The sequence below is a fragment of the Kineococcus radiotolerans SRS30216 = ATCC BAA-149 genome, from assembly GCF_000017305.1.
GTDB classification, from domain to species: Bacteria; Actinomycetota; Actinomycetes; order Actinomycetales; family Kineococcaceae; genus Kineococcus; species Kineococcus radiotolerans.
The window spans coordinates 4,613,709-4,627,645 of record NC_009664.2 but is presented as its reverse complement, the minus strand read 5'-3'; the positions used below and the strand labels follow the sequence as shown (position 1 = coordinate 4,627,645).

Here is a 13,937-nt window from a genome sequence, read left to right as displayed (position 1 = left end):
AAGGGTTTCACCTGCTGCTGGGCATCAGGACCGTACCCTCGCGAGGCGCAGACGCTTCCCTACATCGCCCGGTTGGCGGCACAGCAGCCTCCTTCGCGGCGGCAGCAGCGGAACAGGAGGAGCCATCGCCACCCGCGGAAGGCGTCATCGCGCCAACGCACGGTCATCCCGCGCTCAGCGCGCGATTGGGGCCGGCGTCGGACGTCCTGACACGCCGATGAGCGAGCTCAAGCGCCGCTGCGGCGGAGGTCAGCGGCGAAGGTCAGGGATCTGGACGTCACGCCACGACAACGACAGGTACCCGCTCCCGTGACGGCGGAAGCCGACCTTCTTCAAGGCGGGATCGTCGAGAGTGCTGGAGACGGTCTCCGCGCCGCTCTCGATGGCATCGCGGACGGCGTGGTAGGCCAACGCGGCAGCGACCGTGTCCGGGGTGCCGGGGACGACCTCCAGGACCTCCAGCCGCGCTGACTGCGTTCCGTTGCCGGCCGGGTCAGCGGGTGAACGGGCTACGACGACATGGCCGACGAAGGGCTCGCCGCGGCTGTTGTTGACGTAGGCGTGGAGCCAGGTGAGCAGGCGGCCACCGTCCAGGATGCGCCGGGCGATGCTGAGGTCGAGGCCGACGTCGGCGAGGTGCTCGCCCTTACCGCCATGGGGCCCGATGTAAAGGGTGCTGACGTAGTAGCCCTGAGGCAGGACGTCGGCGGCCCCGCCACTGGTGGTGAGGAAGGTGAGGTCACCGATCCGGGTGCGGGTGGCGCGCCGGACCAGTCCGGTGTCGAGCTCCTCCATCAGCCACAGGGCTACCTCCTCGACCCACTCCGGCAACGAGGTGATGGGCAGTCCCGTGCTGAGACCCGGCGGCAGTTCCTCGTGCCCGTGGGCTCCCTCAGGGAGCAAGGGGATAGCGATGGCGTAGACACTGGGGCCCTGCTGCCACCGCAGGACGACGACCACGTGGTCATGGCCGGCGTCAGAGTGTGGGGGCTCTCCTGTCAGCGCCGGCCGGACGTCGAGGCCGGTGAATCCACGGGTCACCGCCCCCTCGACGAGGACCCGCTCCCCCAGAGCACGAACGACCGACTCACGTGACCAGGGGAAGCTCGCCATCGTCGGAGCCTCGCACAACCGCACGACCTGAACCGCGCGTCTTCGCACCGTTGCCGACAACCTTCCGGTCATCCCACGTTGTGGGCGCTGATCAAGCAGGCCGGCAGCCCTTCCCGCTCTCCAGCGCCGCGACGTCCGGGCACCAGTCGTGGCTCCACTTCCCCGAACCGAAGGAGTCCGCAGTGGCGTCGGTGAAGATCTCCACCTCACCACCGGGCACCACGCGGTAGTACGTCTTGATCGGGTCCCCTTCCGTGGTCAGCGACGTCACCAGGACCTCCGCGCCCTCGCGCTGCGCGGCCGCGCCGAGCAGGCAGTCCTGCAGAGCCGACGAGGCGGGCCCGCCCTGGGGGACGGTGATCGAGGCGCACTGCGGTACGGCGGAGCGTTCCCGGAACGCCGCTGGGGCTCGCCCCCCGGCGCTGAGCTGCCACACCACCCATGCGCCCATGCCGATGGCGAAGAGCAGCAGCACGACGCCCAGCACTGTGACGAGGGGGACGGGTCGTCTCGGCGGGGCTTCAGCGACTGTGCTGTCCATCTCCGCATGATGCTCGCGCACCGGCAGGTGGGGAGGGCTGTTCGACGCATCCGACGTCACGGTCATCCCGCACTCAGTGCGCAATCACGATCGTCAAGACGACCTGCTGGCAACCGAGCGCGATCACCTCCACCGTCACCGACCGCACTCAGGCACAGCCGGGGGCGAGAAGCTGAGGGTGACGACGTTCCACTGACCTGGCTGGACCTCCGCGAGTTCAGCTCGCGCGATGACCTCACCGCTCCCATCACGGGCAACGACGGAACCGTCCTGCCGGACACGGTCCACGCCCATTTGCGTGGCCTGCTCCTTCACCGCCTGCAAGGCCGTCACGACGGCCGAGTTTTTCGCCAGCGCGTCGTCGACCTGCGCCGACCCGGGCTGCTGCTCCAGGTGCTCGTCCTGAGCGGTGGTGAGGTCGATGAGGTACTGCACCGCCAGCTCTGGGCTAGCCGGACCGGTGCCGTCGTAGTCGTAGCTGATGCTCCCGCCCTGGCACCACGCCGGGATGCCTGCAGCGCCCGCAGCATCGCCTTCTGCCTCCTGGGCCGGTACGGCCGTGACCGTTCCCTGCCGCTGCATGCCGGGCAGGATTCCCGTGCTGACTGCTGTGGCCCCGGCGCCCAGGATCACCAGCACGACGACCGCGGGCAGGAGCTGCCGGCGCCGGCGCCGGCGCAGACCCCGCCGCTTCACGGCCTGCAGGTCCGCGGCGAACGGCGGAGCAGGTCGCATCTGCACGTCCCGGCGTAGCCGCGCCTCCACCTCGACGTCGCCGGGCTGGTCCTCAGACTGCTCGATCATGATCGTCCTTTCCGGGCGGGGCCTGGCCGTGAGCTGTCAGCAGGGGTGGCGGCCGACGTGGGCGACGGGGGCGACGTGGGCGACGTGACCGACGTGGGCGACGTGACCGACGTGGGCGACAACACCGTGGACGACGCAGCCGGTGTAACCGGCGCGCTCGTCGCGCTAAGACCCAGGGCGCGCAGAGCGGTACGGGCGTGGTGGGCCTGACTCTTGACGGTGCCCTCTGAGCACCCGAGCAGCTCGGCCACCTGCGTCACCGGCAGCTCCTCCACGAAGCGCAGCACCGCGACCGCGCGTTGGCGCAGCGGTAGGCGGGCCAGCAGGTCGGTGGTGTCCAGGCGCGCAGCGCTCTGCTCGGCGCTATCGGCGACCGGATGAGCATCGGCAGCATCGCTGAGCCCTTGCTCGTCCACGGTGGTCTCGTGGCGGCGCCAGGCGCGGCGGTTCTCCGAGATCAGCCGGTGCACCAGTGTGGCGCGGGCGTAGGCGTACTCCTGCCCGTTGCGGCGCACCCGCGGCCACGCAGCGTAGACGCGTTCCAGGGTGTCCTGCACGACGTCGTCGCTGTGGTGCCAGTCATGGCACCAGGCGTGGGCGACCCGCCGCAGCCGCGGGATCGCCGCGACGGCAAAGTCGTCGAACGATGTGTCGCTGTCCGCGCCCACCGGCCATCACCCCCTCACCACCTGGTACGCCGCGGCAGCGCCCCACGGTTGCATCACAGCCGCACTCAGTCTGCGGAGGACGTCACGGTCATCCCGCGTGGTGCAGGCGCACGGTCATCCCGCGCTGGGGCCGGCGTCACGCCTCATGTAGAGGGCTCAGCGATAGGCGGCGGGGATGAGTTCACGCTGCTGCTCGGTGAACGACCAGCCCACCGGCTGATGCCCCCTGTCCCACCACGGATACCCCCGCGCCGCCCACCCAGCCCGATACCCCCGTGCCGCTTCAGCGGAGTGCTCATCCACTCCACACTCCGCACCGCAGCAGTCGCAGATCACGTACTGCGGGAGACCGTCGACCCACCCCGGCTCATCCAAGCTCCACCCGCACACCCGACACAGCGTCGCCGCCTCCATGACCACCACCCTGACAGGTGGTCGTCCTCTGAACCGGCGTGGCCAACGCATGCTCGCCGAACTTCAGCACCACGGAAGGAGCAGAGCCTCAGCGCCGACCACCCGGTCATCCCGCGATACGGACGCGGCCACGGCCAGCTGTGACCACGGGCCAGCCCGAGCAGGAGCACACCGACGAGCGCTCACCGCGGCGAGGAGACCGCCCCGTCAAGCTCCGCATCCCGCCCGCCCCGCCCGCCTCGGATGGCCCACCATCGACGCACCACCACGATGACGGCGACCACAGCCGCCCCCGCCACGATCCACCGCGCCCAGACTGCCTCGGGTGCGTCCTGCACCCCGCCCACACCCTGCGGCAGCACCAGCACCTGCACCCCGGCTCCCACCGGAACCGTCAACGCGGCCAGCAACCCCAGAACACCGGGGCGCCCGAGGTAGGCACCGATGACCCCCAGCGGCGGACCCAGCAGCGCAGCACCCGCGCTCCAGAACCAGATGTCGGAGTCCACGACGGGCTCCTCCCGCAGCACGCTGTCCAGCGCGTAGTAGACCGTCGTGGCTGCCACCAAGGCCAGCGCGCCCGCAGCAGCGCCCCAGCGCCGACTCCTCACGAACCGGCCGGCGGCAACGGCCAACGCCGCCCACGCCCACCCAGCTCCCGTCATCGTGCTGAGCACCCGCAGCCCGGACTGCAACCATGTGCCGGCCAGCTCACCGTCCGGGGAGGACAACGCGTTCAACGCCGAGGTGGTGACCCCGTAGCCCACACCGGCCAGAGCGGCAGTCAGCAACCGGCGGCGACGGTCCATGCCCGCACGCTAGCGATCAACTCCTCATTCCGGCATCTACGACCTCACGTTCATCCCGCGGTCCGCGGGCGCACGGTCATCCCGCGATCCAGGTGTGATCACGAGTGGCCGCCCTCTCGCTGTCTCACGACCGGTCGCGCATGCGCCCTCACGTCGATCGAGGTGCGAGATCATGCAAACACCGGCTGCCGTGCTGGGGTGGCGGCTGGGTTCGCAGCAGCCGGTGCGACTAGCACCTCGACGAAGGGAGCGAAGCCGATGTGGACGCACGTGGGTCGCCTCTGGAGCGACGGCGAGATCTACCTCGCCCTCGACGCCCCCCACCTGGCCTCCTGGGCCGGGTTCAGCCACGACCACTACGAGCCCCTCTGCGACCTGGGCCAGAGCGTGACGAGCACCCCCGTGGGAGAAGGCAGCGCCGGGCTCATCGCCCCCGACGGCGCCGTCAACGACGAGAGCTGGCTGGAGGTCTTCTGCGACCAGCAGCACATCCGCATCGTGCAGGCCTCCGGCGAGGACTACGGGGCGGTGCTGCAGGCCGCTCTGGAGCATCCCCTCGATGACGACGACGAGTCCGGGGGCACTTTCACCGTCTGCACCGGAGAGCTGGTGCTCTACAACGCCGCGCTGGACGGGACCGGGGAGCACAGCGGCCCGATCATCGACTCGGCGCCAGGCCCGTTCCCCACGCTGAAGCCGCACCCGGTCACCGGTGCCGAAGCAGCCCACGCTCCGGCCGGGCTACGGCTACCCGTGGCGCCGGCCACCACCTTCCAGGTCACCGCTCGCTGGTACACCGAAGTGGATGGCGGCTGCTTCGCGCGGTGGCTGCTGACTCCGCAGGAGGAGGAGGCAGCGCAGCGGCGCTGAGGCAGCGGCAGCCCCAGCAGCCGGAGCATCCGTTCCCGACGCGGGGAACGCACGGTCATCCCGCGATACGGGCGGCCTCAACTGGCCTGACCACGTCGTGGTCCTGCCGAAGTCCGCGACGGCGCTTTCTGCAAAGGGCCTCCCGGTAGCGCCTTCAGCCCCGCTCACGCGGTGCTTTGGAAGGGGGTGCATGGACCTCGCGCCGCAGGTTAGCCCGGGCCCGCAACAGCACCACCAGCGTCCCGATCAGCCCAGTGATCATCACCGCGACGACGCCCACGGTGAGCACCCCCACCATCCACAACGGGCCTCCGGTGTCCTTCAGCGTCCACGCCGCGGTGGCGCACACCACCACCGTCGCCACCACCACCGGCAGCGGGACCCCCAGACGGACACTGCCGAGCACCACAGCCGCCGCCAACGTCAGGCCCGCACCGAGGTACAACCACCCCGCCGCGGCCGGCGCCTGGGCATCCTCGGCCCACCAGCTCACCCACACCTGCCAGGCCGCCACCGACAGACTCAGCACCGCCAGCGCACACAGCAGCCGCTCCCCGCGGTAGCGGGAACCACGCCGTGCTCGCTCGGTCGACGTCGTCGCCATCACCGCATCATGCCGCGTGCAGGAGGAGTTGGACCTCGTCGAGCTAGTTCACGGTCATCCCGCAATTTGGGCGGGTTCCGGTGACCGGTGATGCGACAGCTCCTCACGCAGGGAGCATGTCTCAGCCCAGGTAGAGCGCGCCGCGGTCGCTCACCAGCATCTCCACCGACGCCCGCGGTGAGCGCCCACTCATCACCGTGACGTTGAAGTCGGCGTCCTGGGAACGGTACGACCACGCCAGGCGAGTCACCCCTCGCTGGTACTGGACCCCGACCCGGGTGCTGCCCACCGTCAGCGTGAGGAAGTCACCACTGGCAGGGTCACGACCAATGGTCGCGGTCTCCTCCACTCCCACCGGTCCTCCTTCCTCCTCAGGCCAGGGCACCCCGTACCCCGCCCGCAGCCACAAGAACGTCAGACCCTCCCGGCGTGCTTCGACGAACCTCGTCTCCTCCCGCCACGCCGAGCCCGCCGGCAAGTAGAAGACGTAGACCGCGGCACTCTCCCCACGAGTCAGGTCCGCCCGCGCGACGAGGTCGCGCCCACCTTGGCGTGCGAAGTGCCGACGGAACCCGGACCCGCTCAGGCTGGGCAAGGTGGGCGGGGCGAAGCCCAGCCACTCAGCTGCGGCTTCTTCCGGGATCGGCTCGAAGTGCCCCAGCCGGCCCCGCTCGCCCGGACCTCGGGTAGGACGCCCGCGCGGAGGCAGCAACGACTCCACGGCGGCCGCGGTCGAGGCCGGCAGCGGGAGGCCGTTCAAAGGCCGGGATCGGAAGGAGTCCTCGCTGTGCATGCTTACCCCTCCACCGTGGCAGCCGTCCTCCGGCTGGGGAAACGGCGCCTGGACCAGCACGGGGAATGTCCGGTCATCCCGCGTTGTGCGCGCTTTCGCCGCCGCCCGGGACGTCACGGTCTCGCCGATGCCCGCGTGGGCCACGCGCACGCCGTCACGTCAAGAAGCGTGCCCTGGACACGTCGTACTCGGCCACCGAGGCCGACCGGATCGCCGCGCCCTGCTCCTCGCTCGGACCGCTGCCACGGAAGGCCTCCACGGCTGCCTGCGACGCCCAACGCTCGAAGACGTTGATCCGACCGGCGTCCACGAGGTCCGCTGCGATGGTGAAATCCAGGCAGCCCTCAGCACCCCGAGCCCGCTGCACCACGTCACAGCAGCCAGCCAAGTACGCCTCGCGCTCCTCGTGGGCGACGCCGAGGTGACCAGCGACGATGATCATGTCGAACTCCTGGGGGTTGATGTGGTGGTGACGGGCAGACTGCCCATGTCGTTTAACCTCATCGGTCCCCGCCTGCAGGGTGGCAGGGGCGGTGCGATCGCGCCCCCACCAACATCCGGTCATCCCGCACTCAGCGCGCGATCATGGCCGGCCCTGAACGTCCTGACCTGTCGATGGCCGCGTGGTTCACAGGGGGCCGGATGCGACAGCGACCTGGTTATCGTCCAACGGGATGAGCGGGGTTCCGGCGACGATCAGACAGGCCCGTTCCCACGGCCGCTGCTGCTGCAGGAAGCGCAACTCCTCGGCCATCCACTCATGCCAGAATGCAACGGTCTCCACCGGATCCCCGTTGACGCCCAGCGCGCTGTCACGGGCAATGCCCCGCTCCTCGGCCTGAGCGAAGTCGGACTGCACCCACACCGTGGCATCGATGACATCGGCCAGCTCCCGTTGAGCGGCTCCGACGCCCTCGACGATGACGAGGTCCAGGCCGGAAGGGACCTCGATCGCTCCCTCTCGTCCCTCCCTCGTCCACGCCGGCGGACGGAAGTACACCGCCTCCCCGCCGCGCACGGGGCGCAGGACGTGCTCCGCCAGCAGACCTCCCCACCCGAAGAAGGACTCGTACCAGGCGACGTCGTCGGTGTGGACGACCACCGACCGGCTCACCCTCCGGCGCAGGCGCTCGGCCAGCGTGGACTTCCCCGACGCGCCACGACCGTCCACGGCCACGACCCGGGGCCGTCCCGTCGGCGTCCCGGCCGCATGCAGCAGCAGGCGGACGAGCTCTTCTTCAGGCGCGGCTCACCACGGGCCGGCAGCGGGCTCTCCCGCGGGCAGGGTCAAGGACACGACCTCACCCTGCCCCACGGGGCGGCGTGGCTGCACGCCCGGAGGCGACAACACCCCGACTTCACGGTCATCCCGCAATGGTGGCGCGACGGGTGAAGATGATCAGGGCCATGCTCAAGCCATGACCAAGCATGAGTGGCCCGCCCAACGTCCACCCCACGAACTGGGCGCCCTCGCCCACGGCCCCCACATACTGGCCCAAGCCCCCGGCATCAGCGCCGGCCTGCGCTGCATCTACGCCCACCCCAGCGGCCTGCACCTACCCCTGACCTTCCGCGCCCACGGTGAGCGCGCCCACGACGCCGCAGCCTGGTCCTACGGCAAGATCCGCCGTTACCCCTCCGTGGCCCCCGCCCCCGCCCCCGCCCCCGCCCCAGGAACTTTCGCCGCACGGCAAGGCACGTTCAGGACACCAGCAGACGAACGGGCAGCAGAGGCGAGCAGCACCCCCTACTCGGAGCCGCGGGTGGTCGTAGAGGTGAACGGCCTTCGCGGGGTCGCCACCACCACCGGCGCCCTGCACGCATCCGACGACGAGCAGGTGTGGGCCCGAGACGCCGCCTACTGGATCGGCGAGCTCCCCCGCGACGGCATGCTGCGCATCACCCTCTCCTGGCCCCAAGGGGGCCTACCCGAGACCAGCAGCGACCTCACCCTCAATGGCTTGGACAACCTCAGTTCCACCGTCCTTCCCCTGCTCTGAGCCGAACAGCCCACCACGAAGAACGCCCGGTCATCCCGCGATCCGGTCCGTCAGCGACGGGTCGCGACGTCGCGCTCGTGCCAAAGAGCGAGTGATCCTAGGGGTCTCGGTCACGCCGTCCTAGGGTCGCACCGTGGACTTCAGGACACCCCGACTGCTGGACCTAGCAACGGTGTCCGAGCAGTCCATCCTCGGCTGCTTCCACGCCGCCGCCAACTCCCACCTGCGCCAAGCAGCAGCAGCAGCAGACGACACTTTCCGCCCGCTAGCGACACCCGCACCCGCCGGCCTACGCGCGGTCTACGCCGCCCGCACCTCCTACGCCGATGCGTTGGGTGTCCGCGCACCGAACGCGGCGACGACGTACTTCACCGCCAGTCAGCGCACCCGCGCCAGCCACGGCTACTTCACCACCACGATCACCGCACCCGCCGACGACGTAGCCGCCACCTGGCGTCATCCGGAAGTCTCCGGTGCACCGGGCGGAGGGGTCAGCCACTTCTTCGGCTACGCCCGCGCCGACGTCGCCGTCGTCCTCGTGCGCACACCCGACGGAATCGAGCACTACGCCCCCGCCACCGGCGGGATCTGGTGGACCCCTGCCCTCCTGGACGAGGCCAGCGAGTGGGCCGTGAAGGACAGCAGCTGGCGTGCGGTGGCAGCCGACGGTGCCCTCCTCGCTCACGGCAGCGGCTACGACCAGTAGCCACACCTGTGACGTCGCGGTCATCCCCCGTTGTGCGCACTGTCGCCGGCGGGGGGGGCGACTTCACTCAGCTGCTAAGGACCCAGTGGTCGCGGAACCCGTGGATCACCCGGACGTCGCTGAGATGCGGTAGCTCGCGAAAGACGCCCGGTCAGCAGACGCGCAGGCCGACACTGGCTGATCTTGCCGCCGTACGTGTGACGTCGGGGCGCCCCCGACCCGCCCACAAGGTAGACACCACCCATGGGTACAGGTGGTGGGTCTCTTCCCTTCCCGGTCTGGCTGGTGCTGGTCGTCGTCATCCTGGTAGTGGGCCTCATGATCCGGCGCTCCACCCGCAAGTAGGCGACCTCACCGCCGGCCGAGCGCTCGCACGGGCTCCACACGGGCCCTGCACGGCCGGATGCTGGTTCGGCGATCCAGCACGTCACCCTGTCAAGCCGACGCCGTACCCGCCACTGCTCACGGACAGAGCACCCGCCGCTACGCCGAGGCGCGGACGCTGGCCCATCCGGGGACTCAGGAAGCAAGACGCGGCTCGGCTCGGCATTCTCACCGTCACAGGTGCCGCGAACGACGAAGGACGAGGACGAAGCAATGTTGAAAGGTGTCCCTCTGGTCATCATCGGGGTGCTGCTCGTCCTGCTCGGCCTGGCCGGAGCGGTAGGGCTCCTCGACAAGTCCCGGTTCAAGCTCTACGAAGATCATCAAAATCGGGAACCTGCGGCCGGCAACCACCGTGCCTACCAACGAGGCGGCGGTGTCGTGATGATGGCGGGTGGAGCAGCGTTCATCTACGCGGGGCTGACCAACTGACGCGTCCTCACGCCTAGCGTGACCTCTGCAACGCACCGCCGGTGATGAACCGTCCGGTCATCCCGCGTTGTGCGCGATCAGGGCCTCAAGGACAGCGCCAACACGACGCAAGCAGACGACCATCTCCCACCGGGCAACCCCGCATCAGGCACGTCGCACCGAGATCGACGCAATCTGCTCCGGACTCGGCATCGCCAGCGGGTCGTCGTAGTAGACGACCTCCAACCGGTCCAGAAGCCCATCACGCACGAAGAGCACAACAGAGCAGGGGCCCACCTGACCGGCGTCGAAGCTGGCCTCCACTGGCGTGCAGCCCACCGTTAACGCCCGAGGAGCAGCCGGATCGGTGACGAACAAATCGATGCTTCCGCAGGGACAGGTACAGCCACGCGCGGCGAGCAGGTGCACGGCCTGCGCCCGCAGCTGCACCGCACCGGGGAAGTCCGCGCGCAGCAGCAGCTGCAGGACGCCGGCCTCGTCATCGCTGAGGCCTCGCGCATCGTCGGGGAGAGCGGTCACCCCGCCACGCTAGATCGAGCAGCATGCTGGGGCCCGCAGTACGACCCCACCAGCCCACAACGGGCACCACCACGTCCTCGGCCCATCAATCGCTGCAGCGGACGGGGTGGTTCCCCATGTCCAGCACCTCCGTGGCCCTGGCGCCGTGGGCGGTCTACCGCTCAGCCATGCACGGTCAGGACGGATGGAGACGGATGGAGACGGATTAGGATGGGTCAGGACCGGTCAGCGCCCCCGCTGGTGTAGGCCCGCAGCGCCGCTTCCTCTTCCGCACTGATCACCGCCTCGAAGTCCAGCAGCTCACCGGGGTAGATGCCCGTGCCGTACCCGGGCACCGTCACGAACCACGCCGCCTCCGCCCCGAACCAGTGCGCCTGCCCCGCAACCCCCAGCATCTCCACCTCCTCAGCCTCGCTCGAATCCTCCACCGCGACGATGCGCACCCACTGCCCATCACGCCCATAGGGCGGGCGCGGGAACGCTACGTCGAAGTCCCGCGCGATCTGCCCCACCGCCACCGCGAACACCCGGGCTGCGCCCTCACGTCCCACCGACAGCACCTCACCGGTGCGGCGGGTGGTGCCCACCAGCACCTCCCCCTCAGGGCCCTCAACCAGCACCGCGTAGGAGCGGTCCGGCTCGTGGCGCACCCGCGCGCGGACGTGAAGCGGCGCATCAGGCACTCGAGGATCCTCGCTCACCCGCAGCACCTGCGGCGAGCTTCCAGTCATCCCGCGGTGGTGTGACGTGACGCTCCCACCGCTGCAGCGTCACCGACTCCCCAGAAGGACCTCCCCGCACCTGCCGGCTCGGCGACACTGAGACCGTGGACCCGCTCTACCGCGCCCGAGCCCGCGCCCACCTCGGCGACCTGCCCCCCGAGCAGATGCCCGACTGGGCCGCCCACGCCTTGGCCCGCGGCTACGACTCCCCCGCCTTGCGCGAACTCGCCGGCGCCCCGCAAGACCCCCGCGCCCGCCGCGACCTGCTCACCACCGCCCTCGACGAGCTCGGCGCCCCCCAGCTCAGCGACCACCAGGCGCTGTGGGTGATGGCCCACACCCACGCCCGCTCCATCGTCGAGGGCCTCATCAGCCCGGAGGAGGGAGCTGAGCTCATCTGGGGCATCTCCAGCAGCCTCGGTGACCCTGAAGAGCTCAACGGCCTGCTCAACGAAGCCACCGACTGGGAGTACTCCTGGGAGATCGACCACGACCAGAGCAGGCGCCAGATCATCGAGTACGCCCATGAGCTCCTGTCCTCCATGACCCTGGACACCTTGGACAAGCGACCTGACCCGGACCGGTTCATGACCCTCGATGACGAAGCCAGCACACCGTCTGTGCAGACATGACCTTCAGCCGTGAGTGTGCAGTCATCCCGCGGTGCGAGGGCGCACGGTCATCCCGCGGTGGGAGAGCGCACGGTCATCCCGCGGTCCGGGCGGTCGCTGGTGGCCAGCGGCATCAGGGTGGCGCCGAGCAGCGGGTGCACCAGGGACGGGCGCCTCCACGCCAGATTGGTGGCCCACCCCTGTAACCATCCAGGCCCCTACGGACACTAGAGGGCGTGGACACCGCAACCGACGGCGAGCATTGGGCCGCCAGCCTGCGCGGAGACAGCGACGCTTTCGGGGTCCTCTTCGACCGTCACCACGCCCGTGTCTACCGCCACACCCTGCGCCTGGTCCCGACCGGTAGCAGCACCGACGCCGACGACGTCACCGCGGCTGCCTTCCTCGAACTGTGGCGGCGACGTGAGCACGTCCGCCTCGTCCACGACAGCGTTCTGCCCTGGCTGCTCGTCACCGCCACCAACCTCGCCCGCAACACCCAGCGCAGCACCCGCCGCTACCGTGACCTGCTGCAGCGTCTGCCCCGCCAGGACAGCACTCCCGACGCTAGCGAGGCGGCCCGTACAGCTCACACCGCCCCCAGCGACTTCGCCGGCATCGCTGACTTCGGCGATGAGGAACTCACACGCGCGCTGCGGTCACTGAAGCCGGTCGACCTGCAGCTCATCACGCTGGTGGTGCTGGAGGAGTACGCCCTCACGGAGGCCGCGGACCTTCTCGACCTCACCCCCGGGGCCGCCAAGACCCGCCTGCACCGGGCCCGCACCCGCCTGCGCACCGCCTTGGCCGACCATCCCGCCGCTGGCCGCCTGCACGCATCCGAAGGGCAGCATCCATGAGCGATCAGCCGCGCACCCCCCGCACCACCGGCAGCCCCTCCCCGGCCGATGGCCAGTCCTTCGATGCCAGCTACAGCGCTAACGACGCCAGCTGCGATGCCAGCCACGACGCCAGCCACGACGCCAGCGACGACGCTGCGTTCGACGTGCGGCTACGGGACCGTCTCACCGCGACAAGCTCCACTCCTCCGGACCCGGTCTTCCGCGCGGCGCTGCGCAGGGAGCTGCAGCGCACCGTCGCCACCACCGTGACCGAGCACCGCCGGGGCAATGGTCCTTGGGGCCGCTGGTCTCGCCGTCGCACCCTCACCCTCAGCGCCGTCCTGGCCGTCGGCCTCGCCGGCGGTGGGGCCGCGGTCGCCTCCGGGGTTCTCCCCTTGCCAGGAGCCGACCAGGTCGTCCTGCGCACCCCGGCCAGCACGGTCGTGCACACCGGTACCACCACCATCGACCTCGGCGAGCGCCCATCGGGGGTCACCAGCGTCGAGCTGACCCTGACCTGCCTAAGCGTCGGCAGCCTCACCTTCGACGACGGCGCCGGTCTGACCTGCGCACCCGAGGACGTCGTCGCGGAGGACGTCGCAGTCGAAAATGTCGCTGCGGAAGATGTCGCGTCCAACGCGGCGACTCCCACTCCCGGTCTCGCGCTGCCGCACCGCGGCAGCGCCGGCTACACCCTGCCCTTGACGACGGGGCAGACCAGTACCACCATCACCGCCACCGCCGGAACCCGGTGGGCCCTGACCACCGCCTACTCCACCCACACCCCCACCGACTGGGCCACCAACGCCAACGGCGACACCTACGGCGTCAGCAAGACCGACGGCAGCGGCGATCCCGACCTGATCGCTGTGGCGGCTCAGACCAGCACCGGCGAGCAGGGCTACGTCTACGCCCGTGATCTCCAAGCGGGCCAGCCGACGCCCACCTCACCTGAAGAGGCGGCCACCTGGGCGCAGAACCACCCAGCCACTCCCCACGACATCCCGGTCTACGCCTCCGACGGCAGTACGGTCATCGGCCAGTTCGAGGTTCCGTAAGCCTGCAGGTGCGAAACGTGCGCGATCCGGGCGCGATTGGGACAGCT

18 protein-coding genes are annotated in these 13,937 nt (G+C 70.1%); 7 read left to right on the top strand and 11 right to left on the bottom strand.

Annotated elements, in window-relative coordinates; translation table 11 throughout:
- Positions 1–249: 249 nt before the first annotated feature.
- The 5 genes from KRAD_RS22125 to KRAD_RS22100 all read right to left on the bottom strand — a co-directional run bounded on the left by KRAD_RS22125 (position 250) and on the right by KRAD_RS22100 (position 4,349).
- Positions 250–960 carry a hypothetical protein gene (locus KRAD_RS22125; protein WP_049821357.1) on the bottom strand — a complete coding sequence of 237 codons (711 nt, stop codon included), beginning with the start codon at positions 958–960 and terminating at the stop codon, positions 250–252.
- A 244-nt stretch (positions 961–1,204) separates the two neighbouring features.
- Complete coding sequence (locus KRAD_RS22120; RefSeq protein ID WP_238985789.1) at positions 1,205–1,654, bottom strand: hypothetical protein; 450 nt, start codon at positions 1,652–1,654, stop codon at positions 1,205–1,207.
- 135 nt (positions 1,655–1,789) lie between these two features.
- On the bottom strand, positions 1,790–2,458 hold the full coding sequence (locus KRAD_RS22115) for a hypothetical protein (protein WP_012087936.1): 669 nt from the start codon (positions 2,456–2,458) through the stop codon (positions 1,790–1,792).
- Entirely contained in the window at positions 2,455–3,126 is a 672-nt protein-coding gene (locus KRAD_RS22110) for an RNA polymerase sigma factor (protein WP_012087935.1), read from the bottom strand. Before KRAD_RS22110 ends, KRAD_RS22115 begins: the two co-directional genes overlap by 4 nt.
- Before the next feature lie 596 nt (positions 3,127–3,722).
- Positions 3,723–4,349, bottom strand: a complete 627-nt coding sequence (locus tag KRAD_RS22100; protein ID WP_012087933.1) for a hypothetical protein — start codon at positions 4,347–4,349, stop codon at positions 3,723–3,725.
- Between the two features lie 270 nt (positions 4,350–4,619).
- On the opposite strand from KRAD_RS22100, the gene KRAD_RS22095 reads away from it, so the two are divergent.
- Positions 4,620–5,219, top strand: coding sequence for a hypothetical protein (locus KRAD_RS22095; RefSeq protein ID WP_049821317.1), 600 nt, complete (start codon positions 4,620–4,622; stop codon positions 5,217–5,219).
- Positions 5,220–5,373: 154 nt separating this feature from the next.
- On the opposite strand, the gene KRAD_RS22090 is transcribed toward KRAD_RS22095, so the two are convergent.
- The 4 genes from KRAD_RS22090 to KRAD_RS22075 all read right to left on the bottom strand — a co-directional run bounded on the left by KRAD_RS22090 (position 5,374) and on the right by KRAD_RS22075 (position 7,793).
- Positions 5,374–5,823 (bottom strand): hypothetical protein, encoded by a 450-nt coding sequence (locus KRAD_RS22090; protein ID WP_012087932.1) that lies wholly within the window; start codon positions 5,821–5,823, stop codon positions 5,374–5,376.
- Between the two features lie 121 nt (positions 5,824–5,944).
- Complete coding sequence (locus tag KRAD_RS22085; RefSeq protein ID WP_012087931.1) at positions 5,945–6,616, bottom strand: hypothetical protein; 672 nt, start codon at positions 6,614–6,616, stop codon at positions 5,945–5,947.
- Positions 6,617–6,770: 154 nt separating this feature from the next.
- Positions 6,771–7,058, bottom strand: coding sequence for a putative quinol monooxygenase (locus KRAD_RS22080; RefSeq protein WP_012088043.1), 288 nt, complete (start codon positions 7,056–7,058; stop codon positions 6,771–6,773).
- A 186-nt stretch (positions 7,059–7,244) separates the two neighbouring features.
- Positions 7,245–7,793, bottom strand: coding sequence for a nucleoside/nucleotide kinase family protein (locus tag KRAD_RS22075; RefSeq protein WP_012087929.1), 549 nt, complete (start codon positions 7,791–7,793; stop codon positions 7,245–7,247).
- A gap of 241 nt (positions 7,794–8,034) precedes the next feature.
- Between KRAD_RS22075 and KRAD_RS26240 the strand changes: the two genes are divergently transcribed.
- From KRAD_RS26240 to KRAD_RS26235, 3 genes are all read left to right on the top strand, one after another.
- Positions 8,035–8,616, top strand: a complete 582-nt coding sequence (locus KRAD_RS26240; protein WP_012087928.1) for a hypothetical protein — start codon at positions 8,035–8,037, stop codon at positions 8,614–8,616.
- A 133-nt stretch (positions 8,617–8,749) separates the two neighbouring features.
- Entirely contained in the window at positions 8,750–9,322 is a 573-nt protein-coding gene (locus KRAD_RS22060) for a hypothetical protein (RefSeq protein ID WP_012087927.1), read from the top strand.
- 564 nt (positions 9,323–9,886) lie between these two features.
- Positions 9,887–10,138, top strand: a complete 252-nt coding sequence (locus KRAD_RS26235; protein WP_157873707.1) for a hypothetical protein — start codon at positions 9,887–9,889, stop codon at positions 10,136–10,138.
- Between the two features lie 144 nt (positions 10,139–10,282).
- Here KRAD_RS26235 and KRAD_RS24740 read toward each other — a convergent pair whose 3' ends face one another.
- Positions 10,283–10,657, bottom strand: a complete 375-nt coding sequence (locus tag KRAD_RS24740) for a hypothetical protein (protein WP_012087925.1) — start codon at positions 10,655–10,657, stop codon at positions 10,283–10,285.
- A 215-nt stretch (positions 10,658–10,872) separates the two neighbouring features.
- Complete coding sequence (locus KRAD_RS22045) at positions 10,873–11,358, bottom strand: hypothetical protein (protein ID WP_012087924.1); 486 nt, start codon at positions 11,356–11,358, stop codon at positions 10,873–10,875.
- A 125-nt stretch (positions 11,359–11,483) separates the two neighbouring features.
- Between KRAD_RS22045 and KRAD_RS24735 the strand changes: the two genes are divergently transcribed.
- The 3 genes from KRAD_RS24735 to KRAD_RS22030 all read left to right on the top strand — a co-directional run bounded on the left by KRAD_RS24735 (position 11,484) and on the right by KRAD_RS22030 (position 13,890).
- Positions 11,484–12,011 (top strand): hypothetical protein, encoded by a 528-nt coding sequence (locus KRAD_RS24735; RefSeq protein ID WP_012087923.1) that lies wholly within the window; start codon positions 11,484–11,486, stop codon positions 12,009–12,011.
- A 215-nt stretch (positions 12,012–12,226) separates the two neighbouring features.
- Positions 12,227–12,850, top strand: a complete 624-nt coding sequence (locus tag KRAD_RS22035; protein WP_012087920.1) for an RNA polymerase sigma factor — start codon at positions 12,227–12,229, stop codon at positions 12,848–12,850.
- Positions 12,847–13,890, top strand: a complete 1,044-nt coding sequence (locus tag KRAD_RS22030) for a hypothetical protein (RefSeq protein WP_012087919.1) — start codon at positions 12,847–12,849, stop codon at positions 13,888–13,890. Before KRAD_RS22035 ends, KRAD_RS22030 begins: the two co-directional genes overlap by 4 nt.
- Positions 13,891–13,937 lie beyond the last annotated feature (47 nt).

Bases quoted from the DNA above. Each gene is read 5' to 3' on its own strand.
- KRAD_RS22120 (WP_238985789.1), bottom strand. From the start codon at position 1,654: ATGGACAGCACAGTCGCTGAAGCCCCGCCGAGACGACCCGTCCCCCTC.
- KRAD_RS22115 (WP_012087936.1), bottom strand. From the start codon at position 2,458: ATGATCGAGCAGTCTGAGGACCAGCCCGGCGACGTCGAGGTGGAGGCG.
- KRAD_RS22100 (WP_012087933.1), bottom strand. From the start codon at position 4,349: ATGGACCGTCGCCGCCGGTTGCTGACTGCCGCTCTGGCCGGTGTGGGC.
- KRAD_RS22090 (WP_012087932.1), bottom strand. From the start codon at position 5,823: ATGGCGACGACGTCGACCGAGCGAGCACGGCGTGGTTCCCGCTACCGC.
- KRAD_RS22085 (WP_012087931.1), bottom strand. From the start codon at position 6,616: ATGCACAGCGAGGACTCCTTCCGATCCCGGCCTTTGAACGGCCTCCCG.
- KRAD_RS22080 (WP_012088043.1), bottom strand. From the start codon at position 7,058: ATGATCATCGTCGCTGGTCACCTCGGCGTCGCCCACGAGGAGCGCGAG.
- KRAD_RS26240 (WP_012087928.1), top strand. From the start codon at position 8,035: ATGACCAAGCATGAGTGGCCCGCCCAACGTCCACCCCACGAACTGGGC.
- KRAD_RS22030 (WP_012087919.1), top strand. From the start codon at position 12,847: ATGAGCGATCAGCCGCGCACCCCCCGCACCACCGGCAGCCCCTCCCCG.